Origin of the sequence: Pseudomonas allokribbensis (assembly GCF_014863605.1) — a bacterium.
Classification (GTDB): Bacteria; Pseudomonadota; Gammaproteobacteria; order Pseudomonadales; family Pseudomonadaceae; genus Aquipseudomonas; species Aquipseudomonas allokribbensis.
This window is the reverse complement of sequence record NZ_CP062252.1, coordinates 2,004,341-2,029,359: the sequence shown is the minus strand read 5'-3', so window position 1 is coordinate 2,029,359 and position 25,019 is coordinate 2,004,341. Positions and strand designations below refer to the sequence as shown.

The 25,019-nt window shown below is 62.3% G+C and carries 18 protein-coding genes; 13 read left to right on the top strand and 5 right to left on the bottom strand.

What is annotated here, in order from left to right; all coding sequences use genetic code 11:
• The first annotated feature begins 26 nt into the window (after window positions 1–26).
• Both xdhC and guaD read left to right on the top strand, forming a co-directional pair.
• Window positions 27–884 (top strand): xanthine dehydrogenase accessory protein XdhC, encoded by an 858-nt coding sequence (gene xdhC, locus IF199_RS09350; RefSeq protein ID WP_007952025.1) that lies wholly within the window; start codon window positions 27–29, stop codon window positions 882–884.
• A gap of 13 nt (window positions 885–897) precedes the next feature.
• Window positions 898–2,202 (top strand): guanine deaminase, encoded by a 1,305-nt coding sequence (gene guaD, locus IF199_RS09345; protein ID WP_192560175.1) that lies wholly within the window; start codon window positions 898–900, stop codon window positions 2,200–2,202.
• 69 nt (window positions 2,203–2,271) lie between these two features.
• Here the strand turns inward: guaD and IF199_RS09340 are convergent, their stop codons facing one another.
• Window positions 2,272–3,036, bottom strand: coding sequence for a GntR family transcriptional regulator (locus IF199_RS09340; protein WP_064378756.1), 765 nt, complete (start codon window positions 3,034–3,036; stop codon window positions 2,272–2,274).
• A 224-nt stretch (window positions 3,037–3,260) separates the two neighbouring features.
• Here IF199_RS09340 and IF199_RS09335 point away from each other — a divergent pair, with 224 nt between their 5' ends.
• Window positions 3,261–4,451: a benzoate/H(+) symporter BenE family transporter gene (locus IF199_RS09335; RefSeq protein WP_192560174.1), complete on the top strand. Its 1,191-nt coding sequence runs from the start codon at window positions 3,261–3,263 to the stop codon at window positions 4,449–4,451.
• Window positions 4,452–4,509: 58 nt separating this feature from the next.
• Here IF199_RS09335 and IF199_RS09330 read toward each other — a convergent pair whose 3' ends face one another.
• A complete protein-coding gene (locus tag IF199_RS09330) occupies window positions 4,510–4,854 on the bottom strand; it encodes a YggL family protein (RefSeq protein ID WP_011333263.1) in 345 nt (114 codons plus the stop codon).
• A 233-nt stretch (window positions 4,855–5,087) separates the two neighbouring features.
• Here IF199_RS09330 and dacB point away from each other — a divergent pair, with 233 nt between their 5' ends.
• Window positions 5,088–6,548 (top strand): D-alanyl-D-alanine carboxypeptidase/D-alanyl-D-alanine endopeptidase, encoded by a 1,461-nt coding sequence (gene dacB, locus IF199_RS09325; protein ID WP_102622575.1) that lies wholly within the window; start codon window positions 5,088–5,090, stop codon window positions 6,546–6,548.
• A 59-nt stretch (window positions 6,549–6,607) separates the two neighbouring features.
• Here dacB and IF199_RS09320 read toward each other — a convergent pair whose 3' ends face one another.
• Window positions 6,608–8,992: a sensor domain-containing diguanylate cyclase gene (locus tag IF199_RS09320; RefSeq protein WP_192560173.1), complete on the bottom strand. Its 2,385-nt coding sequence runs from the start codon at window positions 8,990–8,992 to the stop codon at window positions 6,608–6,610.
• A gap of 144 nt (window positions 8,993–9,136) precedes the next feature.
• Complete coding sequence (rlmKL, locus tag IF199_RS09315) at window positions 9,137–11,407, bottom strand: bifunctional 23S rRNA (guanine(2069)-N(7))-methyltransferase RlmK/23S rRNA (guanine(2445)-N(2))-methyltransferase RlmL (protein ID WP_102622603.1); 2,271 nt, start codon at window positions 11,405–11,407, stop codon at window positions 9,137–9,139.
• Between the two features lie 530 nt (window positions 11,408–11,937).
• Between rlmKL and rmf the strand changes: the two genes are divergently transcribed.
• Window positions 11,938–12,153, top strand: a complete 216-nt coding sequence (gene rmf / locus IF199_RS09310; RefSeq protein WP_003223300.1) for a ribosome modulation factor — start codon at window positions 11,938–11,940, stop codon at window positions 12,151–12,153.
• Between the two features lie 139 nt (window positions 12,154–12,292).
• Here rmf and IF199_RS09305 read toward each other — a convergent pair whose 3' ends face one another.
• On the bottom strand, window positions 12,293–13,312 hold the full coding sequence (locus IF199_RS09305; protein WP_192560172.1) for a quinone-dependent dihydroorotate dehydrogenase: 1,020 nt from the start codon (window positions 13,310–13,312) through the stop codon (window positions 12,293–12,295).
• Window positions 13,313–13,536: 224 nt separating this feature from the next.
• Between IF199_RS09305 and IF199_RS09300 the strand changes: the two genes are divergently transcribed.
• From IF199_RS09300 to cobA, 8 genes are all read left to right on the top strand, one after another.
• A complete protein-coding gene (locus tag IF199_RS09300) occupies window positions 13,537–14,748 on the top strand; it encodes a CmpA/NrtA family ABC transporter substrate-binding protein (RefSeq protein WP_192560171.1) in 1,212 nt (403 codons plus the stop codon).
• 15 nt (window positions 14,749–14,763) lie between these two features.
• Window positions 14,764–15,339, top strand: a complete 576-nt coding sequence (locus IF199_RS09295; RefSeq protein WP_134826004.1) for an ANTAR domain-containing response regulator — start codon at window positions 14,764–14,766, stop codon at window positions 15,337–15,339.
• A 219-nt stretch (window positions 15,340–15,558) separates the two neighbouring features.
• Window positions 15,559–16,770 carry a nitrate/nitrite transporter gene (locus IF199_RS09290; RefSeq protein ID WP_096822513.1) on the top strand — a complete coding sequence of 404 codons (1,212 nt, stop codon included), beginning with the start codon at window positions 15,559–15,561 and terminating at the stop codon, window positions 16,768–16,770.
• Between the two features lie 7 nt (window positions 16,771–16,777).
• Entirely contained in the window at window positions 16,778–18,448 is a 1,671-nt protein-coding gene (locus tag IF199_RS09285) for a bifunctional protein-serine/threonine kinase/phosphatase (protein WP_192560170.1), read from the top strand.
• 309 nt (window positions 18,449–18,757) lie between these two features.
• Complete coding sequence (gene nirB, locus IF199_RS09280; RefSeq protein ID WP_192560169.1) at window positions 18,758–21,211, top strand: nitrite reductase large subunit NirB; 2,454 nt, start codon at window positions 18,758–18,760, stop codon at window positions 21,209–21,211.
• Entirely contained in the window at window positions 21,208–21,525 is a 318-nt protein-coding gene (nirD, locus tag IF199_RS09275) for a nitrite reductase small subunit NirD (RefSeq protein WP_007951992.1), read from the top strand. Before nirB ends, nirD begins: the two co-directional genes overlap by 4 nt.
• Window positions 21,525–24,239 (top strand): nitrate reductase, encoded by a 2,715-nt coding sequence (locus tag IF199_RS09270; protein ID WP_192560168.1) that lies wholly within the window; start codon window positions 21,525–21,527, stop codon window positions 24,237–24,239. Before nirD ends, IF199_RS09270 begins: the two co-directional genes overlap by 1 nt.
• Before the next feature lie 13 nt (window positions 24,240–24,252).
• On the top strand, window positions 24,253–25,005 hold the full coding sequence (cobA, locus tag IF199_RS09265) for a uroporphyrinogen-III C-methyltransferase (protein ID WP_192560167.1): 753 nt from the start codon (window positions 24,253–24,255) through the stop codon (window positions 25,003–25,005).
• The last annotated feature ends 14 nt before the right edge of the window (window positions 25,006–25,019 follow it).

Genomic DNA, 25,019 nt, shown 5'->3' with positions numbered 1-25,019 from the left:
AGACAACGACAAATGTCGAGGTGAACATGTACAACTGGATCGACGCCCTCGCCGACCTGCAGAACCAGGGCGAACCCTGCGTTCTGGTGACGATCATCGAAGAGCTCGGCTCGACGCCGCGCAATGCCGGTTCGAAGATGGTCGTCAGCGCCCGCCAGACGTTCGACACCATCGGTGGCGGGCACCTGGAATACAAAGCCATGCAGATCGCCCGCGAGATGCTCGCCAGCGGCAAGCAGGACACCCATCTGGAGCGCTTCAGCCTCGGTGCCAGTCTCGGCCAGTGCTGCGGCGGCGCCACGGTGCTGTTGTTCGAACCGATGGGCCAGGTGCAGGCGCAGATTGCCGTGTTCGGCGCCGGTCATGTGGGCCGCGCACTGGTACCCTTGCTCGCCAGCCTGCCGTGCCGGGTACGCTGGATCGACTCCCGGGAAGAGGAATTTCCCGAACAGATTCCCCACGGCGTGCGCAAAATCGTCGCCGAGGAGCCTGTGGATGAAATCGACGACCTGCCCGCCGGCAGCTACTGCATCGTCATGACCCACAATCATCAGCTGGACCTGGAACTCACTGCCGCGATCCTCAAGCGCAACGACTTCACCTGGTTCGGCCTGATCGGCTCGAAGACCAAACGCGCCAAGTTCGAACACCGCTTGCGTGACCGTGGTTTCGACGCCAGTGTCGTGCAACGCATGCGCTGCCCGATGGGCATCGGCGAAGTCAAAGGCAAGTTGCCTGTGGAAATCGCCATCTCCATCGCCGGCGAAATCATCGCCACCTATAACGCCAATTTCGGCCAGCACACCGCCAGCGCCGAACCGATTGCCAAACTGCTGCCGGTTTCCCGCCGCAGTCAGGCCGCCACACTCAAAGCCTCAAACTGATTAGAGAACCCTCATGCCTCTGACTCGCAAAGCCTACCGCGCCGCCATCCTGCACAGCATCGCCGACCCTGCCGAGGTCGGCATCGAAGCCTCCTACGAGTATTTCGAGGACGGCCTGCTGGTGGTCGATGGCGGCAAGATCAGCGCCCTTGGCCACGCCAGCGAACTGCTGCCGACCCTGCCGGCGGACATCGAGATCACGCATCACAAGGATGCGCTGATCACCCCGGGCTTCATCGACACCCACATCCACCTGCCGCAGACCGGCATGGTCGGCGCCTACGGCGAGCAACTGCTGGACTGGCTGAACACCTACACCTTCCCGTGCGAAAGCCAGTTCGCCGACAAGGCCCACGCCGATGAAGTCGCGGACATTTTCATCAAGGAACTGCTGCGCAACGGCACCACCACCGCGCTGGTGTTCGGCAGCGTGCATCCGCAATCGGTGAACTCGTTCTTCGAAGCCGCCGAGAAGCTGGATCTGCGGATGATCGCCGGCAAGGTGATGATGGACCGCAACGCGCCGGACTACCTGACCGACACCCCGGAATCGAGCTACGTCGACAGCAAGGCGCTGATCGAGCGCTGGCACGGCAAGGGTCGTCTGCACTACGCCGTGACTCCGCGCTTCGCCCCGACCAGCACCCCGGAACAGCTGACCCTCGCCGGCCAGTTGCTCGGTGAATACCCGGATCTGTACATGCAGACCCACATCAGCGAAAACCTCAAGGAAGTCGAGTGGGTCAAGGCGCTGTTCCCGGAGCGCAAGGGCTACCTCGACGTCTACGACCATTACCAATTGCTCGGTGAGCGTTCGGTGTTCGCCCACGGCGTGCACCTGTGCGACGACGAATGCGCGCGCCTGGCGGAGACCGGTTCGGCGGTCGCGTTCTGTCCGACGTCGAACTTCTTCCTCGGCAGCGGCCTGTTCAACCTGCCGATGGCCGAGAAGCACAAACTGAACGTCGGCCTCGGCACTGACGTCGGCGGCGGCACCAGTTTCTCGCTGCTGCAAACCCTGAACGAAGCCTACAAGGTGATGCAGTTGCAAGGTGCGCGCCTGAGCCCGTTCAAGTCGCTGTACCTCGCCACCCTCGGCGGTGCGCGGGCGCTGCGTCTGGAAGACAAGATCGGCAACCTGCAACCGGGCTCCGACGCCGACTTCCTGGTGCTCGACTACAACGCCACGCCGCTGCTGAGCTACCGCCTGAAGCAGGCCAACAACATTGCCGAGACGTTGTTTGTACTGATGACGCTGGGCGATGACCGCACCGTGGCCCAGACCTATGCGGCGGGTGCGCTGGTGCATCAGCGCTAGTTTTCTGCGGACAAAAAAATCCCCCGGTACTTTGCAGTCCGGGGGATTTTTATTGCCTGTCGATTCGCTTTAGAGCTTGGCCGCCGGACGCCCCGGCTTCTTGGTCTGCAACAGGTGCGAGAACACCGCATGCAGATCGTCCGAAGCGCTTTCCTCGTCGAGGTTGAGCTTGCTGTCGATGTGATCCATGTGATGCATCATCAGGTCCACCGCCAGCTCGCCGTTACGCGCTTCGATGGCGTCGATCAACTGGGTGTGTTCGTCGTAGGAACAGTGCGAACGGTTGCCGCTTTCATATTGGGCAATGATCAGCGAAGTCTGCGAAACCAGGCTGCGCTGGAAGCTGATCAATGGCGCGTTCTTCGCCGCTTCGGCCAGTTTCAGGTGGAATTCGCCCGAGAGACGGATGCCGGCACCGCGATCGCCACGGGAGAAGCTGTCACGTTCGTCGTTGACCATCTGGCGCAATTCGGCGATTTGCTCGGCCGTCGCGTGCTGCACCGCCAGTTCAGTGATCGCGCGCTCAACCAGACGGCGAGCGAGGAACACCTGACGCGCCTCTTCAACGCTCGGGCTCGCCACCACCGCGCCACGGTTCGGCCGCAACAGCACCACGCCTTCATGGGCCAGGCGCGAGAGTGCGCGGCGAATGATGGTGCGGCTGACCCCGAAAATTTCCCCCAGCGCTTCTTCGCTCAACTTTGTACCGGGCGCCAGGCGCTGTTCGAGGATGGCCTCGAAGATATGCGCATAGACAATATCGTCCTGGGTTCCGCTGCGGCCGGCTTTGCCTGCTCGCGGTTGTTTCTTGAGGGGTTGCAACTGTTCGTTCATGGGCACTCGAGTCGGGAAGAACGGCGGCGAATTGACCGTGACTGTAATACGGCACAGTGGGTCGCTGGCAAGTATCGCGTAAAAAACAGCGCGATTGTACACAATGGAAGGTGGCAACACGACTGTACGGCTGTTTGTGACTTCCGCTGTATTGCAACGCATCGTTACGTTTGAGTTTAGGCTTAAACCCGAAATCCGTGGCTTGAACAAGGAACGCCGCTGTCATGAACGAAATCACCCACACCCGACTGCGCCCCTTTGCGGACACATCGCCCTCCGCCATCGTCGCCGGATTCATCGCGATGATGACCGGCTACACCAGTTCGCTGGTGCTGATGTTCCAGGCCGGGCAGGCGGCGGGCCTGAGCAGCGGGCAGATTTCCTCGTGGATCTGGGCGATTTCCATCGGCATGGCGGTGTGTTCGATCGGCCTTTCGCTGCGTTACCGCACGCCAATCACGATTGCCTGGTCGACGCCCGGCGCAGCCTTGCTGATCACCAGCCTCGGCGGCGTCACCTACGGCGAAGCCATTGGCGCCTACATTACCTGTGCGGTTCTGGTGACGATCTGCGGCCTGACCGGCAGCTTCGAACGGCTGGTGAAAAAGATCCCGGCCTCCCTCGCCGCAGCTTTGCTGGCGGGGATTCTGTTCAAGATCGGCAGCGAAATCTTCGTCGCCGCGCAGCACCGCACCGGGCTGGTACTGGGGATGTTCTTCACGTATCTGCTGGTCAAACGCCTGACGCCGCGTTATGCGGTGCTGGCCGCGCTGCTGATCGGCACCGCGCTGTCGGGCTTCATGGGGCTGCTGGATTTCAGCGGTTTTCACCTGGAAGTGGCGACACCGGTCTGGACCACGCCGCACTTTTCTCTCGCGGCGACCATCAGCATCGGCATTCCGCTGTTCGTGGTGGCGATGACCTCGCAGAACATGCCCGGCGTCGCTGTCCTTCGGGCCGACGGCTACAACGTACCGGCCTCTCCGCTGATCACCACCACCGGCATTGCGTCGCTGCTGCTGGCGCCGTTCGGCTCCCACGGCATCAACCTGGCAGCGATCAGCGCCGCGATCTGCACCGGGCCCCATGCCCACGAGGATCGCAACAAACGCTACACCGCGGCAGTGTGGTGCGGGATTTTCTACGGGATTGCCGGGGTGTTCGGCGCCACGCTGGCGGCGCTGTTTGCCGCGCTGCCCAAGGAACTGGTGCTGTCGATTGCCGCGCTGGCGCTGTTCGGTTCGATCATCAACGGTTTGAGCATTGCCATGACCGAGGTGAAGGAACGGGAAGCGGCGCTGATCACCTTCATGGTCACGGCGTCGGGGCTGACGCTGTTTTCCATCGGTTCGGCCTTCTGGGGAATTGTCGCGGGGGTGCTGACCTTGCTGATCCTCAACTGGCGCAAGGCATGATTTGTTAAAAAGCAGGCATAAAAAAACGGCGACCCTCGGGTCGCCGTTTTTTTCAGTATCACTTGGCCGCGTTGATCGGCTTTTCCGGATACCAAACGTCCAGCAGCGGGCTGATTTCAGTGGTGGTCAGCTCGGAGCGGGTTTTCAGCCAGGCTTCGACAGCAGCGCGCTGCTCTTCGGAGACCGAGCCACGCTTCTGCAGGCAAACCAGACCGAAGTCGTCGCCGCCGACATAGCCCAGACCGTTGGCTTCCATGGCTTCTTTGATGAATGCTTCGAGGAAAGCGTCAATGGCTTCTTCGGACAGGTCTTCTTTGAAGCCCAGGTTCAGTTCGAAACCCAGCTCTTGAAATTCATCGACGCACAGTTTTTTGCGCAGACGCTGGGAACGGTTAGTCGCCATTGGAACAATCCTCTTAAGTAATAACGGCCGGCACTTTACCAGTTTAAGGCGGCGATTGCCCGCCTATCCGGGACGAGCGTGCGACCGCCCGTAAAAAAATAACGAATTGGCACCCTTGCGAAAGGCACAAGCTGTTACACCTTGGGGCATAATGCCGACACTTTCATGACCACTGAGGACCTTTTCATCCATGTCCTCGTCTTTTTCCCCTCGGCTGTAGGGTTTTATTTCATATGATCAAATCGTTGCGTCCTCTGCTCCTGGCCGGCCTTCTTCTGCCCCTGGCCTTGCCTGTTTCCGCTGCCACCATCAACACCGCCCTGACACCCAACGTCGAAAAAGCCCTCAAGGCCAGCAAGCTGCAACCCAGCGCCCTGTCGCTGGTGATGGTGCCGCTGGACGGCCCGGGCACGCCGACCGTGTACAACGCCGATGTGTCGGTCAACCCGGCCTCGACCATGAAACTGGTCACCACCTACGCGGCGCTGGAAATGCTCGGCCCCAACCATCAGTGGAAAACCGAGTTCTATACCGACGGCGACCTGAACAGCGGCATCCTCAACGGCAACCTCTACCTCAAGGGCGGCGGCGATCCGAAGCTCAACATGGAAAAACTCTGGCTGCTGATGCGCGACCTGCGCGCCAACGGCGTGACCCAGATCACCGGCGACCTGGTACTGGACCGCAGCTTCTTCGTGCAGCCGCAACTGCCGGAATTCAACGATGACGGCAACGACGAGAACAAGCCGTTCCTGGTCAAGCCGGACTCGCTGCTGGTCAACCTCAAGGCCCTGCGTTTCGTGGCCCGCAATGACAATGGCCGGGTATTGATTTCGGTCGAACCGCCGATTGCCAGCATCAACATCGAAAACACCGTCAAAGCGCTCAACTCCAAACAGTGCACCGGCGGCGTGCGCTACAACCCGGTGCCGCAGGCCGATGGCAGCGTCACCGTGACCGTTGCCGGCCAGTTGGGCGAAGGCTGCAGCTCGCAGACTTATCTGTCGCTGCTCGACCACGCGACCTACACCGCCGGCGCCGTGCGGGCGATCTGGAAGGAACTGGGCGGCAGCATCCAGGGCAAGGATCGTCTGGCCCCGACCCCGAGCAACGCCAAAGTGCTGGCCCGTGCGTTCTCGCCGGACCTGGCGGAAATCATCCGCGACATCAACAAATACAGTAACAACACCATGGCTCAGCAGCTGTTCCTGAGCCTGGGCCAGAAATTCCGCAACGACGCCGACGGCGATGACGCCAAGGCGGCGCAGCGCGTGGTACGTCAGTGGCTGGCGAAGAAAGGCATCACCGCGCCGCACCTGGTGATGGAGAACGGCTCCGGCCTGTCACGAGCCGAGCGCGTCAGCGCCCGGGAAATGGCCGCCATGCTGCAAGCCGCGTGGCATAGCCCGTACGCCGCCGAGTACATCAGCTCGCTGCCGATTGCAGGCACCGACGGCACCATGCGCAAACGCCTGAAGACCACCGCGATGCGCGGTGAAGCCCACGTCAAGACCGGCACCCTGAACACCGTGCGCGCCATCGCCGGCTTCAGCCGCGACGTCAACGGCAACACCTGGGCGGTGGTGGCGATCCTCAACGACAAGGCGCCGTTCGGTGCATCGTCGGTGCTGGATCAGGTGCTGCTGGATCTCTACAAACAGCCGCGAGCGCCGCAGACGGCTTCCGTTCTGTAAGCCGCCCCGGCAAGATCGTTCCCACGCAGTGCGTGGGAACGATCACAGGGCAAACCGGATCAGTTCATCTGCCGCTCGACCCGATCCCGCCCACCCTGCTTCGCCGCGTAAACCCCCGAATCCGCCCGCAGCAACAGCGCATCCGCGCCCTCTCCCGGCCGCCAACTGGCAATCCCGAAACTGGCCGTCACCACGCCCACCACATCCACCGGCGCACCGCGCAGGCCTTGCCATAGCTCCACGGCCAGCATGTACGCGTGATCACCGTCGATGTCCGGGCACAGCACCATGAACTCCTCGCCGCCCAGGCGACAGAACACATCCGTACGCCGCAGGCGATGGCCGATGCGCTCGCACACCGCCTGCAACACCCGGTCGCCGACCGCATGGCCGTACTGATCGTTGATCCGTTTGAAGTGATCGATATCGAGCATGATCACCGACAGTTCGCCGCCTCCGCGCTCGACCCGGGCCATTTCAGTGGTCAGGCGCTCCTGGAAATAACGCCGATTGTGGATGCCGGTCAGCGCGTCGGTCACCGACAGTGCGCGCAACTCTTCTTCCACCCGTTTCAGGTCGGAAATGTCCGAGATGTAGCCATGCCACAGCACGCCGCCGCCCGGCAGTTCCTCGGGAGTCGCTTCGCCGCGCACCCAGCGCAGGCCGCGCTCGGGCAATTGCACGCGGTATTCCTCGCGCCACGGGCTGAGGTTGTCCGCCGAGGCGCGGATCGATTTGCGTACGCGGCTGACGTCCTGCGGATGAATCCGAGTGAAGATTGATTCGGCATTGAGCAGCAACACATCGGGTTCCAGCTCGTAGATTTCGCGGATGCCGTCGCTGGCGTAGATCACGCTGAAGCGCCCGTCGAACTCCATCTTGAACTGATAGATCCCACCCGGAACGTGGGCGCTGAGTTTCTTCAACAGCACATCCCGCGCCGCCAACGCTTCGTGGACGCGCTTGCGTTCGGTGATATCGATGCAGATCGCCAGGTGCCCGACCCACAGCCCCTGCTCATCGAGCACCGGGGTGGCGAGCATGTTTACCGGCAGATGACTCCCGTCCTTGCGCACCAGCGTCCACTCGCGTGCCTCATGCCCGCCGACTTCGCCGCCCTCCACCAGCATCGCCTGGCAGGTCGGGATGGCCTTGCCATAGCGGGCGCTCAGTTCCGCCGCACGGGTGATCAGCTCCCGAGGAAAATGCAGGTTTTCCAGGGTCATGTGGCCGACCACCTCGGCGCTGCGGTAACCGAGCATCTGCTCCGCGCCGGGGTTGAAGGTGTTGATCACGCCGCGCAGGTCGGTGGCGATGATCGCCACTTGAGTCGCCGCGTTGAGCACCCCGCGCAACTGGCCGTGGGTGCCCCGCAGTTCCTGTTCACGCTCATGCAGTTCCTGGGTGCGCAGTTCGACCATGCGCAAGGCCCGCTGACGCTGACTGACCAGCACGTACAGCAGCGCGCTGAGCAGCAGGCTGAGCAAACCGCCGAGAACCACCACGCTGCCAACCGACGAATGGTTGGCCTGCAGGAAGGACTCGCTGGGCGAGATATCGACCTGATAGTCGTGGTCGGCCATGCGCACCAGCCGCGTGGCTGACAGATCACTCGGCGCCGGTTCATTGGTCGATTCGAACAACACCTCGTGCTGATCGTTGGTCGACAGATCGAGGATCCGTACCGACAGGTAATCATGCAGCGCGTCCGGCAGGCCATCGGCGAGCAACTGGCGCATGCTGATCACCGCCATCACATAGCCGAACGACTTGGGCTCGCCTTCGCGCTGTACCGGCGCCACCAGCAGCACGCCCCGCGCATAGGCCGGCTCGATGCTGACCAGATGCATCGGCTGCGACACCGCCAGGCCGCCGAGCTGATCGGCGCGTTCCAGCGTCGAGCGACGCAACGGCTGGGCCAGCAAGTCATAACCCAGCGGTGAACCGAGCCGGCTCTGGGTCTGGCTGTACACCACGACGACGTATTCATCTCGGGCCGCCGCCAGTTGCAGCTCGCCGCGGGCATTGAGTTCACGCACGCTGAAGGTGGGCAGGCCTTCGTCACGCACCCGCTGCTCGAACGCGGCGCGCTCGGAACCGCTCACCCGCAAGGCGAATGAATAGGCCTGGGTGCGCAGTAATAAAGGTTGGGTGTAGCCGTCGAATTCGGCGCGGGACACCGATTCGGAGTTGGCGAAGAACCGGCGCAGGCCATCGAGGCGTTGCTCCTGATCCTGAAAACGTTCTTCGATGCGGCTGTAGCGCTCATTGGCCAGCAGTTGAAAACGCTGGCGCAACTGGCTGTGAAACTGATTGAGGGTGGCCCAGGCGAGCAGCCCCGTGAGAATCCCGCCGGCGAGCAATACCAGCAGCGCGACCAGCCAGGCCGAGACTTCTTCGCTGATAAAACCCAGGATCTTTGGGCGCACGGGGTGCAACGACATAAGGGCCACTCACTACGCCAGTACTTGCGGGATAACCCCATTGGCCGTGAGTGAGTTATAGCTATTAGCCACTAATTTGGCTAGCTCTGATCGGATCCAAGAGCCTTAAAAATCAAGGCTCTGTGGATCCAACTGATCAGAGTGTCAACGGGCCGTGATTTTCCAGGCGCGGTGGATCTTGCCGTTGCGGGCGAAATCCGGATCGATGGTGCTGGCGGTGATTTCCTCGACCGCATAACGCTCGGCCAGGTTGTCTTCCAGCTGGAACTTGCGGAAGTTGTTGGAGAAGTACAACACCCCGCCCGGTGCCAGTCGGGCCATGGCCAGGTCGATCAACTGCACCTGATCACGCTGCACGTCGAAGATCCCTTCCATGCGTTTGGAGTTGGAGAAGGTCGGCGGGTCGATGAAGATCAGGTCGTACTCTTCCCGGCAGCTTTCCAGCCACGCCATCACATCGCCCTGCTCCAGACGGTTCTTGTCGGAGAAGCCGTTGAGCGACAGGTTGCGGCGTGCCCAGTCGAGGTAGGTTTTCGACAGGTCGACGCTGGTGGTGCTGCGCGCGCCGCCCTTGGCGGCGTGCACACTGGCGGTCGCGGTGTAGCAGAACAGGTTGAGGAAGCGCTTGCCGGCCGCCTCTTTCTGGATCCGCATGCGCATTGGCCGGTGATCGAGGAACAACCCGGTGTCGAGGTAGTCGGTGAGGTTCACCAGCAGCTTCACGCCGCCTTCGGTGACTTCGTTGAATTTGCCCTGAGCCGCCTGACGTTCGTACTGCTTGGTGCCGCTCTGACGCTCGCGGCGCTTGACCACCACGCGGCTCTTGTCGATGTTCAGCGCCTGCGGGATGGCCGCCAGGGCGTCGAACATGCGGATCGAGGCCTTTTCCGGGTCGATCGATTTAGGTGCGGCATATTCCTGAACGTGCACCCAGTCGTGGTACAGGTCGATGGCCATGGCGTATTCCGGCATGTCCGCATCGTAGACGCGGTAGCAGTCGATGCCTTCGCGCTTGACCCACTTGCCCATCGCCTTGAGGTTCTTCTGCAGGCGGTTGGCAAACATCTGCCCGCCTTCGCTCAGGCGCGGCTGCTCGATCACCGGAGCCGGGGCCGGCGTCGGTTTGATCGGATTACCGTTCTTGTTGTACTTGCGCTCTTGCGGCTCGTCCGGAGTCTGATCGTAAGCGGCTTGCTCGCGCTCTGCCTGGCGTTGCTCAGGAGTACGACGCTCGCCGGTGACGAACTGATCCGGCAGCACTTTGATCAACAGCAGCTTGCACGGCAGCGCGCCGTTCCAGAACGAATACTGTTTGTGGCTGCGGATGCCCATGCGCTTGCCCAGGTCCGGCGCGCCGGTGAACACCGCCGCTTCCCAGTTCAGGCAGGCCTGACGCAGACGCTCGCCAAGGTTCTGATAGAGGTACAACAGGCTGGCTTCGTCACCCAGACGCTCGCCGTACGGCGGGTTGCAAATCACCAGACCTTTCTGGTTCTGGTCCGGACGCGGTTCGAAGGTTGCCACTTCGCCCTGATAGATTTTGATCCATTCGCTCAGGCCTGCACGCTCGACGTTGTTGCGGCCCGGCTGGATCAGCCGTGGGTCGGCTTCATAACCACGGATCCACAGCGGTGGCTTGGCCAGACCGGCAGCAGCACGCTCGGCAGCTTCTTCATGCAGTTTCTTCCACAGCGCCGGTACGTGACCGAGCCAGGCGGTGAAGCCCCACTGCTCGCGACGCAGGTTCGGCGCCATGTCGGCGGCGATCATGCCGGCTTCGACCAGGAACGTGCCGACACCGCACATCGGGTCAGCCAGCGCGCCACCTTCGGCGGCAATGCGCGGCCAGCCGGAACGGATCAGGATCGCCGCCGCGAGGTTTTCCTTCAGCGGCGCAGCGCCCTGCTGCAAGCGGTAGCCGCGCTGGTGCAGGCTGTGGCCGGAGAGGTCGAGGGACAGGATCGCTTCGCCGCGATCCAGACGCAGGTGAATGCGCAGGTCCGGGTTGAGCTTGTCGATGCTTGGGCGGTCACCCTGCGGGGTGCGCAGTTTGTCGACGATGGCGTCCTTGACCTTCAAGGCGCCGAAGTGGGTGTTGTCGATGCCCGAGCCGTGGCCGCTGAATTCAACGGCCAGGGTGCCGTCGGCCAGCATGTGATCCTGCCACTCGACGTCGAGCACGCCGTGATACAGGTCCTCGGCATCTTTCATCGGGAAGCGCTTGAGCACCAGCAACACGCGGTTGGCCAGACGCGACCAGAGGCACAGGCGATAGGCGGTTTCCATGGTCGCCATGCCACGCACGGCGGAGGTGTGCTCGCGGGCTTCTTCAAGGCCAAGCCCGACGGCTTCCTCGATGAGCAGGCCTTCAAGGCCTTTGGGGCAAGTGAGGAAGAGTTCGAAACGGTCGGACATGGTTTTTCCAGAGCCTTTGGCTAATGAACCGACAACGCATTGCCGATCCGGTTTTCAATCAGGCGCTTTTCTACAAGAGCGCCCGCGTGGCACGAAGGTGTGCCGTTCCATCCCCGCTGCTCGGGTTAAAAGAGCTTAGATGCCGGGACAGATAAAAAAGTTGATGCAACAAAATGACTCAAAGCAACCCTTCGTCGAAAAGTACCCGACGGTAAACGTGGGTCATTCTCACTAAGGAATTAAACCTGTCATACAGTGCAGGGCCGATCATACCGGGGTTTGGTGAATAAACATTCATGAAACCTGGCGTTACTTATCGCCATAGCATCCTTTTCGTTACGTCCTTATGACAAAACGGTCATTCCCTCGATGTGACTCATTGGTTAGAACTGGACACAGGTTGACGTCGCAACGGCGTCAACACCTTGGCTCGCCACGCCGGCAGCGAGCCGCCAACGGCAGAGTTTTTCTGCCAGACCTCAATTGAGGTCGACGCGACAAAAACAGTCAACAAGTGAGGGAAACACCCTATGAGAAGACTTAAGCGTGATCCGTTGGAAAGAGCATTTTTGCGCGGATATCAATATGGCGTTGGTGGCAAATCCCGTGAGCTTTGCCCATTTACTCTACCGTCGGTACGTCAAGCCTGGATCAACGGCTGGCGAGAAGGACGCGGCGACAACTGGGACGGTATGACCGGCACTGCGGGAATCCACAGACTCAACGAACTTCACGCCGTCGGCTGACACAGGGCACTTATTCCGACACGACAATCTGATTTCGCAACACCCTGATCACCATGCACGTCCTTCCCGGACGGCGGGCTACGGCCCAGGGGCTCCTTCGAGGAGCCCTTTTTTATGCCTGCCTTTTTATGTCCGAAGATCAGCGCTTGGCGGCGATCGCGTCCACGGATTCACGGATCAGCGCCGGGCCCTTATAGATGAAGCCGGAGTAGATCTGCACCAGGCTCGCGCCGGCAGCGATCTTCTCGGCCGCATGCTTGCCTTCGGTGATACCGCCCGCCGCAATGATCGGCAGTTTGCCACCCAGCTCGGACGCCAGCACTTTGACCGTGTGGGTGCTCTTCTCGCGAACCGGCGCGCCGGACAGACCGCCCGCCTCGTCGCCGTGCTCCATACCTTCGACGCCCACGCGGCTGAGGGTGGTGTTGGTGGCGATCACCGCGTCCATCCCGGTTTCGATCAGCGCTTGCGCGACTTGTGCGGTTTCTTCGTCGGTCATGTCCGGCGCGATCTTGATCGCCAGCGGTACATGCTTGCCGTGGCGCAGGGCCAGTTCGGCGCGGCGCGTGGCCAGGTCCGCCAGCAATTGCTTGAGCGAATCGCCGAATTGCAGGCTGCGCAGGCCCGGGGTGTTCGGCGAACTGACGTTGACCGTGATATAGCTGGCGTGGGCGTAAACCTTGTCCAGGCAGATCAGGTAGTCATCGACCGCACGCTCGACCGGCGTGTCGAAGTTCTTGCCGATATTGATCCCCAGCACGCCTTTGTATTTGGCCGCCGCGACCCGCGCCAGCAGGTTATCCACACCGAGGTTGTTGAAACCCATGCGGTTGATGATCGCCTCGGCTTCCGGCAGGCGGAAAATCCGTGGTTTCGGGTTGCCCGGCTGTGGACGCGGGGTCACGGTGCCGATTTCGACAAAACCGAAACCCAGCTGCGCGAAGCCGTCGATGGCCGCGCCGTTCTTGTCCAGACCGGCCGCCAGACCGACCGGGTTCGGGAAGTCCAGGCCCATGACGTTCACCGGCAGCGACGCCGGGGCCTTGCACAGCAAGCCGTTGAGGCCCAAACGCCCGCCCGCGCCGATCAGATCCAGCGACAGATCGTGGGAGGTTTCCGGGGAAAGTTTGAACAACAGCTGACGGGCCAGGGTGTACATGGGCGGCTATGACTCGAGGCGGCGAAAAGAGGCGGCGATTATAGCCGGGCATCGCCCCGCCGCGCGAGGCGCACACGCAAATCCCCTGCACTGGCATATGCCTTGCACCTTCCCCTGCATCAGCCCGCAGGCCAATGGTGGTGTGCAGGCAAGAACAATGGCGTCGTCTCTCGGTTTTGCGCGGGCAAAGCCTGGGACGACGTTTTTTTTTGAGGGTGGCTTTCATGACTCAAACCTCCGTCGGGCCACTGGCCTGGGTCAATGGCAGCGATGCCCCGGAAAAAAGCGCGATCAACCTCGGCTTCATGGCCCTGAGCGACTGCGCTTCGGTGGTGGTCGCCGCCACTCAGGGCTTTGCGCAGCCTTACGGCTTGACCCTGAACCTCAAGCGCCAGAGTTCCTGGGCCAACCTGCGCGACAATCTGGTCAGCGGCGAACTCGATGCCGCCCACAGTCTCTACGGACTGATCTACGCGGTGCATCTGGGCATCGGTGGCGTTGCGTCCACCGACATGGCGGTGCTGATGGGTCTGAACCAGAACGGCCAGAGCCTCAACCTGTCCCACGGTTTGCAGGGCCTGGGCGTGACCGGTCCTGAGGCGCTGGACCGCCACGTGCACCAAACCCGCGCAAGACTGACCTTTGCCCAGACCTTCCCCACCGGCACCCACGCCATGTGGCTTTATTACTGGCTCGCCAGTCAGGGCATCCATCCGTTGCAGGATGTCGACAGCGTGGTCGTACCGCCGCCGCAAATGGTCGCGCACCTGCAAGCCGGTCGCATCGACGGTTTCTGCGTGGGCGAGCCGTGGGCCGCCAGCGCGGTGCAGCAGAATCTCGGCTTCACAATGGCGACCAGCCAGACCATCTGGCCCGACCATCCGGAAAAAGTCCTCGGCTGCACCCGCGCCTTCGTCGAGCAGTACCCCAACACTGCCCGGGCGTTGGTGATGGCGATCCTCGAAGCCAGCCGTTTCATCGAAGAGAGCCCGGAAAACCGCCGCAGCACCGCGCAGCTGCTCAGCGCCGCCGAGTATCTGGACGCCCCGGTGTCCTGCATCGAACCGCGTTTTCTCGGCGATTACGACGACGGTCTGGGCAATCGCTGGCAGGACCCGCACGCCCTGCGCTTTCACGGCGATGGCGCGGTGAACCTGCCGTACCTGTCGGACGGCATGTGGTTCATGACCCAGTTCCGCCGCTGGGGGTTGCTGCGCGACGACCCGGACTACCTCGCCGTCGCCCGTCAGGTGCAGCAACTGGCGCTGTACCGCGACGCGGCCAGCGCTGTCGGTGTGCCGGTCGGTACCGAGGACATGCGCAGCAGCCAGTTGATCGACGGCAAGGTCTGGGACGGCAGCGACCCGGCCGCTTACGCGCAGAGTTTCAAGCTGCATGCGTTGAGCAACAACGCCCCCCTTCTCGCCCGCCGCTGACAGGAGACCGCGAACATGCTGCGCATTCTGCTGATCAACGACACGGCGAAAAAAGTCGGGCGCCTGAAAGCTGCGCTGACCGAGGCCGGTTTCGAGGTCATCGACGAGTCCGGCCTGACCATCGACCTGCCGGCGCGCGTCGAAACGGTGCGCCCGGACGTGATCCTGATCGATACCGAGTCACCGGGCCGCGATGTAATGGAACAAGTGGTGCTGGTCAGCCGCGACCAGCCCCGGCCGATCGTGATGTTCACCGACGAGCACGACCCCGGCGTGATGCGTCAGGCGATCAAGTCCGGGGTCAGTGCCTACATCGTCGAAGGCATTCACGCACAACGCTTGCAGCCGATTCTCGATGTGGCCATGGCCCGCTTCGAAAGCGACCAGGCCCTGCGCGCCCAGCTACAGGCTCGCGACCAGCAGTTGGCCGAGCGCAAGCGCATCGAACTGGCCAAGGGTCTGTTGATGAAAATGAAGGACTGCAACGAAGAAGAGGCCTACACCCTGATGCGCCGCCAGGCCATGAGCCGCCAGCAGAAACTGATTCAGGTGGCGGAGCAGATCATTGCCATGAGCGAGTTGCTTGGCTGAGCTGGCACAGATCTCGCTAAGCAATCCCTACAGGTAACCAACGGCGGTTGCCCCACCCACGACAAAGACGTCGCTCACCTTCCTCGCCCTTTCGGCGATCCGGGTAGCGGCGTTTTTGCGTTTTGGCCCCATTGACCGGGGCCGGTGGTGCGGCCGTGGCGGCGCCCCACTGTGCTGGTTCTGACTCCTTCTCGAGATTCTCTACCGCTGAGGTGCGCGATGAATAAAAGCTTCTGGAAATCCGGCCACACCCCGACCCTGTTCGCGGCCTTCCTGTATTTCGACCTGAGCTTCATGGTCTGGTACCTGCTCGGCCCACTGGCGGTGCAGATCGCCGCCGACCTGCACCTGACCACCCAACAACGCGGCCTCGTGGTGGCCACGCCGATTCTCGCTGGTGCGGTACTGCGCTTTGCGATGGGCATGCTTGCCGATCGCCTGTCGCCGAAAACCGCCGGTCTGATCGGTCAAGTGATCGTGATCTGCGCGCTGTTCGGCGCCTGGAAACTCGGCATTCACAGTTACGAACAGGCCCTGCTGCTTGGCCTGTTCCTCGGCATGGCCGGCGCTTCGTTCGCCGTGGCGCTGCCGCTGGCCTCGCAGTGGTATCCGCCGCAGCATCAGGGCAAGGCGATGGGCATCGCCGGCGCCGGTAACTCCGGCACCGTGTTCGCTGCGTTGATCGCCCCGGTACTGGCCGCGTCGTTCGGCTGGAGCAACGTGTTCGGTTTCGCCCTGATTCCGCTGATCCTGACCCTGGTGCTGTTTGCGTGGCTGGCGAAAAACGCGCCGGAGCGACCAAAAGCCAAATCCATGGCCGACTACTTCAAGGCCCTGGGCGACCGCGACAGTTGGTGGTTCATGTTTTTCTACAGCGTCACCTTCGGCGGTTTCATCGGCCTGGCCAGCGCCCTGCCCGGCTACTTCAACGATCAATACGGTTTGAGCCCGGTCACCGCCGGCTACTACACCGCCGCCTGCGTGTTCGGCGGCAGCCTGATGCGACCGCTAGGCGGCGCGCTGGCTGACCGTTTCGGTGGAATTCGCACGCTGTTGGCGATGTACACGGTGGCCGCAGTTTGTATCGCAGCGGTCGGCTTCAACCTGCCGAGTTCCTACGCGGCACTGGCACTGTTCGTCTGCACCATGCTCGGTCTCGGCGCCGGTAACGGGGCGGTGTTCCAACTGGTGCCACAACGCTTTCGCCGGGAGATCGGCGTGATGACCGGGCTGATCGGCATGGCCGGCGGCATCGGCGGTTTTGCCTTGGCGGCCGGTATGGGCGCGATCAAGCAGAGCACTGGCAGCTATCAACTGGCGCTGTGGTTGTTCGCCAGTCTTGGCGTGTTGGCGTGGTTCGGCCTGCACGGGGTCAAGCGTCGCTGGAGAACCACCTGGGGCTCGGCGGCCGTGACCGCTGCCCGGGTCTGAGGCCCGCATGGCCCTGCAACTGAGCTTCGCTGAAGCCAGCGCCACCGGCCCCCGCGCGGAGAATCAGGACGCCTTGCGCCTGGTCACTCCGGCCCCGGCGCTGGCCGCCAGCAAAGGGTTTCTGTTCGCCATCGCCGACGGCGTCAGCCAGTGCGCCGATGGCGGTCTGGCTGCGCGCTCGACCTTGCAGGCGCTGGCGCTGGACTACTACGCCACCCCGCAGACCTGGAGCGTGGCTCAGGCGCTGGATCGCCTGTTGCTCGCGCAAAACCGCTGGTTGCAGGCCAATGGCGGCGGCCAGCCGTTGCTCACCACCGTCAGCGCGCTGGTCCTGCGCGGCAGACGCTTCACGCTGGCGCATGTGGGGGATTGCCGGGCCTATCGCTGGCACGCCGACACCCTGCAGCGCATCACCGAGGATCACGTCTGGGAGCAACCGGGCATGCAGCACGTGCTCAAACGCGCACTAGGCCTGGACCAGCATCTGGTGCTGGATTTTCTCGACGGCGAACTGCGTGAAGGCGAAAGCTTCGTGCTGCTCAGCGACGGTGTCTGGGCCGCGCTCGGCGACACGACCATCGCCGGGATCCTGCGTGATCAACCGGATCTGCACAGTGCGGCACAAACACTGGTCAACGCCGCGCATCTGGCCGGCAGCCAGGACAACGCCAGTGCCTTGCTGGTGCGGGTGGATGCCGTGGGGGAAGCGAGCATCGGCGATGCGCTGATCCAGTTGCAGCAATGGCCGCTGCCCCCGTTGCTCAAACCGGGCCAGACCTTCGAAGGCTGGCAGGTGCAAGGCATCGTCGGCCAGAGCCAGCAATCGTTGCTGTATCGCGTCCTCGATAGCCAAGGCCAGGCGTGGCTGTTGAAAACCTTGCCCACACGGCTGGCGGACGATGCCCACGCAGGTCAGGCCTTACTGGCGGAAGAATGGTTTCTCAAACGCGTGGCCGGGCGACATTTCCCTGAAGTCCATAGCGCCAGTCAGCGTCAGCATTTGTACTACGTGATGCGTGAATATTCGGGGATCACACTGGCGCGTCTGTTCGAGCAAAGCGGTCCGCTGCCACTGGCTCAGTGGCAGGATGTGGCCGAACGTCTTTTGCGGGCCGTCGGTTTGCTGCATCGGCGGCAGATTCTGCACCGCGACATCAAGCCGGAAAACCTGCTGCTGGGGGACGACGGCGAGTTGCGTCTGCTGGATTTCGGTCTGGCGTATTGCCCCGGTCTTTCGCAGGACACATCGTCGACGCTACCGGGAACCCCGAGCTTCATCGCTCCGGAGTCCTTTCGGGGTGATGCGCCCGAGGCTCGTCAGGATCTGTATGCGGTGGGCGTGACGTTGTATTTCCTGCTTACCGGGCATTTTCCCTACGGGGAGATCGAAGCCTTCCAGCGGCCGCGTTTCGGGGTGCCGGTGAGCGCGGCTCGTTATCGGCCGGATCTGCCGGAATGGCTGGCGCAGTGTCTGGAACGTGGCGTCTCGGCCGATCCTCTGCAACGTTATGAAACCGCCGAAGAATGGCTGCTGACGCTGGAACAGGGTGAACGCCGCAGCCTGAATGTACGTCCTCGCCCCTTGCTCGAACGGGAACCGCTGAAGGTCTGGCGAACCTTGGCGTTGCTGGCGCTGCTGGGCAATCTGGTGCTGATGTTTCTGTTGTTTCATGGCTAATCCAGCGCTCCATTAACGGGCGTGCCGCTTCCATTCAGTGCAAAAACCACAATGAACATCTGGCCAATTCCAGCACTACCCCAGTGAATTCGGGGCTCACCGCGACTTGGCACAACCACTGCATTAACGTTTTCAACTGACATAAAGCCCGACCTTCAACGACGAAGGCCAGGCTTCCCGAGAGAACGGGACAAGGACAAAGGCGTCCTCGCTAGGTAACTGGCGGGACGCCTTTTTTGTTTGCGCCATTTTTGTCGAGCAAGGCCTGACTGCCCACAAGAGGCAAACCCGAAGCTTGCGGAGAACCTGATGAAAAAACTCAAACTGGTGATGATCGGCAATGGCATGGCCGGGGTCCGTACCCTGGAAGAATTGCTCAAGCTGAGCAACGAGCTGTATGACATCACGGTCTTCGGCGCCGAACCGCACACCAACTACAACCGCATCCTGCTGTCGCCGGTGCTGGCCGGCGAACAGACGTTCGAAGAGATCGTGCTCAACGATCTCGACTGGTATCTGCACAACAACATCAAACTGCTGCTCAACCGCAAAGTGGTGGAGATCGACCGGGCCAAGCGCCGGGTGATCGCCGAAGACGGCACCGAGGCCGAATATGATCGCCTGCTGATCGCCACCGGCTCGACCCCGTTCATCCTGCCAATCCCCGGCAACACTTTGCAGGGCGTGATCGGTTACCGCGACATCGCCGACACCCAGGCCATGATCGACACCGCCAAGACCCACAAGCACGCCGTGGTGATCGGCGGCGGCCTGCTCGGCCTCGAAGCGGCCAACGGCCTGATGCTGCGCGGCATGCACGTCACCGTGGTGCACCTCGGTGAATGGCTGCTGGAGCGGCAACTGGACAAGACCAGCGGCCAGCTCCTGCAAACCGCCCTCGAATCCCGTGGCCTGCACTTTCGCCTGTGCGAACAGACCCAGGCCCTGCACGACGCCGGCAATGGTCGCGTCGGCTCGGTGCAATTCAAGAACGGCGACATCATCCCCGCCGATCTGGTGGTGATGGCCGCCGGCATCCGCCCCAATACCGAACTGGCAGAAAAGGCCGGCATCCCGTGCAACCGCGGGATTCTGGTCAACGACACTTTGCAGACCTACGACCCGCGCATCTATGCCATTGGCGAATGCGCCAGCCACCGCGGCATTGCCTACGGCCTGGTGGCGCCACTGTTCGAACAGGCCAAGGTCTGCGCCAACCACCTGGCGCAACTGGGTTTCGCCCGTTATCAGGGTTCGGTGACTTCGACCAAATTGAAAGTCACCGGCATCGACCTGTTTTCCGCTGGCGATTTCATGGGCGGCGAAGGCACCGAGACCATCACCCTCTCCGACCCGATCGGCGGGGTGTACAAAAAACTGGTGATCAAGGATGACGTGCTGGTCGGCGCCTGTCTGTACGGCGATACGGCAGATGGCGGTTGGTATTTCCGACAAATTCGTGAGAATCACGCCATCGGCGAGATCCGCGATCATCTGATGTTTGGTGAAAACGCCCTCGGCGACGTAGGACATCAGGGCCAGGACAAAGCCATGAGCATGGCCGACAACGCCGAGGTCTGCGGCTGCAACGGCGTGTGCAAGGGCACCATCGTCAAGGCGATTCAGGAACACGGCCTGTTCAGCGTCGACGAAGTGAAGAAACACACCAAGGCGGCCAGTTCCTGCGGCTCCTGCGCCGGTCTGGTCGAGCAGATCCTGATCAACACCGTCGGCGGCGCGGCGGACGTCAAACCGAAAAGCGAAAAAGCCATCTGCGGCTGCAGCGACCTCAATCACGGCCAGATCCGCCAGGCCATTCGCGAGCAGCACCTGCTGACCATCGCCGGCACCATGAGCTACCTCAATTGGCGCACCCCGAATGGCTGCGCCACTTGCCGCCCGGCCCTCAACTACTACCTGATTTCCACCTGGCCCGGCGAAGCCAAGGACGATCCGCAGTCGCGCCTGATCAACGAGCGGGCCCACGCCAACATTCAGAAGGACGGAACCTACTCGGTGGTGCCACGGATGTGGGGTGGCGTGACCAACCCGTCGGAACTGCGGCGAATCGCCGACGTGGCGGACAAATATCAGGTGCCAATGGTCAAGGTCACCGGCGGCCAGCGCATCGACTTGCTGGGGATCAAGAAGCAGGACCTGCCCGGTGTGTGGAAAGACCTCGACATGCCGTCCGGCCATGCCTACGGCAAATCGATCCGCACCGTGAAGACCTGCGTCGGCAGCGAGTTCTGCCGCTTCGGCACGCAGAATTCGACCCAGTTGGGCATCGACCTCGAACATGACCTGTTCAACATGTGGTCGCCGCACAAAGTGAAGCTGGCGGTCTCCGGATGCCCGCGAAACTGTTCGGAAGCAGGGATCAAGGACGTAGGAATCATCGGCGTCGATTCCGGCTGGGAGATGTACATCGGTGGCAACGGCGGGATCAAGACCGAAGTCGCCGAGTTCTTCGTCAAGCTCAAGACCGCCGAGGAAGTGCGCGAATACAACGGCGCGTTCCTGCAGCTGTACCGCGAAGAAGCCTTCTACCTCGAACGCACCGTGCACTACCTGCAACGGGTCGGCATGGAGCACATCAAGAAAGCCGTGCTGGAAGACCCCGAGCGCCGCAAGGCCCTGAACGAGCGCCTGCAATTCTCCCTGTCGTTCGAACAGGACCCGTGGAAAGAACGCCTCGCCCAGCCGCAACTGAAGAAAGAATTTGACGTGATCCCCGTGAAAAACCTGGAGGTGCCGGCATGAACTGGCTCGATATCTGTGCCCTGGAAGAGATCAACGCCCTCGGTTCGCGGATCATCGCCGGGCCCAAGGGTGACATTGCGATCTTTCGCACAAGTGACGATGAGGTTTTCGCACTCGATGACCGCTGCCCGCACAAGGGTGGCCCGTTGTCCCAAGGCCTGATCTACGGCAAGCGCGTGGCCTGCCCGCTGCACAACTGGCAGATCGACCTGCAATCAGGAGAAGCCCAGGCGCCGGACGTCGGCTGCGCGCACCATCACCCGGCCCGGGTCGAAAACGGCCGCGTGCAACTGGCCTTGCGGGACGCCGTCTGATGAACCGCCAGACGACCGCCTCGACCTGCTGCTATTGCGGGGTCGGCTGCGGCGTACTGATCGAGCATGACGGCGAGCGCATCCTCGGCGTCAGCGGTGATCCGGCGCACCCGGCCAACTTCGGCAAACTGTGCAGCAAAGGCTCGACCCTGCACCTGACCGGTGACCTGACAGCGCGCGCGCTGTATCCGGAATTGCGCTTGGGCAAAGGTTTGGCGCGCAGTCGTTGCGACTGGGACACCGCGCTGGAGCACGCCGCCAACGTGTTCGCCGAAACCATCGCCGAACATGGCCCGGACAGCGTGGCGTTCTACATCTCCGGGCAGTTGCTGACCGAGGACTACTACGCCTTCAACAAACTGGCGCGGGCGCTGGTCGGCACCAATAACATCGACAGCAACTCGCGGCTTTGCATGTCTTCGGCAGTGGTCGGCTACAAGCGCAGCCTCGGCGCCGACGCGCCACCGTGCAGCTATGAAGACCTGGAGCTGAGCGATTGCGTGATGATCGTCGGCAGCAACATGGCCTACGCCCATCCGGTACTGTTTCGTCGGCTCGAAGAAGCCAAATCCCGTCGCCCGCAGATGAAAGTCATCGTCATCGACCCACGGCGCACCGACACTTGCGACCTCGCCGACTTGCATCTGGCAATTCTGCCGGGCACCGATGTCGCTTTGTTCCATGGGATTTTGCATCTGCTGTTGTGGGAAGACTGGATCGACCGTGACTTCATCAAGGCCCACACCGAAGGCCTCGCCGAGCTGAAAAGCCTGGTGCGTGATTACACGCCAGCCATGATTTCGCAGTTGTGCGGGATCAGCGTCGAGCAGTTGCAGCAATGCGCCGAATGGATCGGCACTGCGCCGAGTTTTCTGTCGCTGTGGTGCATGGGCCTGAACCAGTCCACCGCCGGCAGCGCGAAGAACAGTGCGCTGATCAACCTGCACCTGGCCACCGGGCAAATCGGCCGGCCCGGTGCAGGACCTTTCTCCCTGACCGGTCAGCCGAATGCCATGGGCGGGCGGGAAACCGGCAGCCTCTCCAACCTGTTGCCCGGTCATCGTGAGGCTGCCAACCCGGAGCACCGCGCAGAAGTGGCGGCGTATTGGGGTGTGGAGTCACTGCCGGAAAACACCGGTCTCAGCGCCATCGAACTGTTCGAGCAAGTGCGCAGCGGCAAGATCAAGGCGCTGTGGATTGCCTGCACCAACCCGGCGCAATCGATGCCGGATCAGAACGCCGTACGCGCGGCGCTGGAGGCTTGTCCGTTCGTGGTGTTGCAGGAGGCGTTTCGCACCACCGAAACCGCAGCGTTTGCCGATCTGCTGCTGCCGGCGGCCAGTTGGGGCGAGAAGGAAGGTTCGGTGACCAACTCCGAGCGACGGATTTCCCACGTGCGCAAAGCCATAGTCGCACCGGGTGAAGCGCGACCGGACTGGGCGATCACGGTGGATTTCGCACAACGCCTGGAGAAACGCCTGCGCCCGCAACAGCCGAGCCTGTTTGCGTTTGAGCGCCCCGCGCAGTTGTTCGATGAATTCAAAGCGCTGACCCGTGGCCGCGATCTGGACTTGTCCGGCATCAGCCACGAGTTGATCGATGAAATTGGTCCGCAGCAATGGCCGTTTCCTGAGGGCGCCCGACAAGGCACTCCGCGACTGTACTGCGACGGCATATTTCCTACGGCCAGCGGTCGCGCGCAGTTTGTTGCCGATCCCTATCGCGCTGCAAAAGAGCAACGGGACGCGCGTTTTCCACTGACCCTGATCACCGGTCGCCTGCGTGATCAATGGCACGGTATGAGCCGCACTGGCACGGCGGCGCAGTTGTTCGGGCATGTCAGCGAAGCGGTACTGAGCCTGCACCCGGACGAATTGCGTCGGCACCGTTTGCAGCCGAGGGATCTGGTGAATCTGAAGAGCCGCCGGGGCGCGGTGATCGTGGCGGTCGGAAGCGATGACAGTGTGCGTCCGGGCCAGGCCTTTCTGCCGATGCACTGGGGCGATCGTTTTCTCAAGGGCGGCGTGAACTGCCTGACCCTGCCCGCCTTCGATCCCTTGTCGAAGCAACCGGAACTCAAGCACAGCGGGGTACGTCTGGAACCGGTGAATCTGCCCTGGCAGCTTTTCGCACTGATCGAGGGCGATGTTCAACGGCACTTTGAGGCGCTTCGACCGCTGTGTGAGGCGTTTTCCTACGCCAGCCTCAGCGTCGTCGGTCGCGAGCGCCCGGCGCTGCTGATACGCGCCGCCAGCGCCGCCGCACCCGATCCGCAATTGCTGCGCGAAATCGACCAGTGCCTGGCTCTGATCGACGGTCCGGTACTGGCCTATGACGATCCGCGCAGGGCCATCGGCAAACGGGTACGCATCGAGAACGGGCGAATCACGGCGATCCGCCTCGCCGGCGAAACCCTCGCCCAGCATTGGCTGCAAGGCTTGTGGCTGGAGGGCCGCGCAGACGAACAACTGCGGCGCTGGCTGTTGGCGCCGATGAGTGCGCCGCCGGGTAATGCCGGTGTGCAGAGCGTTGCCGACAAGACCCTGTGCAATTGCAAAAACGTCAGCCACAGCGCGGTCTGCGCCGGCATTCGAGAAGGTCTGGATTTGCAGGGTTTGAAAAACACACTGGGCTGCGGCACGCAATGCGGTTCCTGCGTCCCGGAAATCAAGCGTTTGCTGGTCGCCGAAGCGCGGCCGGTCGCCGTCATCTGAAGAGGAAAACACCATGAATGCAAAAGTCTGGCTGGTAGGGGCGGGTCCCGGCGATCCTGAATTGCTGACGCTCAAAGCCGTGCGGGCCTTGCGCGAAGCGGATGTGGTGCTGATCGACGATCTGGTCAACGACGCGATGCTGGAGCACTGCCCGGCTGCGCGGATCATTCCGGTCGGCAAGCGCGGCGGCTGTCGTTCGACACCACAGGCATTCATTCATCGGCTGATGCTGCGTTATGCGCGCCAGGGCAAATGCGTGGTTCGTCTCAAGGGCGGCGATCCCTGCATCTTCGGCCGTGGCGGCGAGGAAGCGCAGTGGTTGCGTGAGCGCGGGGTTGAAGTGGAGCTGGTCAATGGCATCACCGCCGGGCTGGCCGGGGCGACGCAGTGTGACATTCCGCTGACTCTGCGCGGCGTGGCGCGGGGGGTAACGCTGGTCACTGCGCACACTCAGGACGACAGCCAATTGAACTGGCAGGCGCTGGCGCAAAGCGGCACGACGTTGGTGATCTATATGGGAGTGGCCAAGCTCAGCGAGATTCGTGAGCAGTTATTGGCCGGCGGGATGGCGATGAATACGCCCGTGGCGATGATCGAGAACGCATCCCTGCCACAACAACGGGAATGCCGGAGCGATCTGACGAGAATGGAGGGAGACGCCTGCAGGTTTGAGCTCAAGAGCCCTGCCATTCTGGTGATTGGTGCGGTGGCAGCTTCTGCGGCCCGAGCCGATTTACTCGCCTGGCCAGCCGACCAGTCGGCCTGATCATCTGGTTTTCA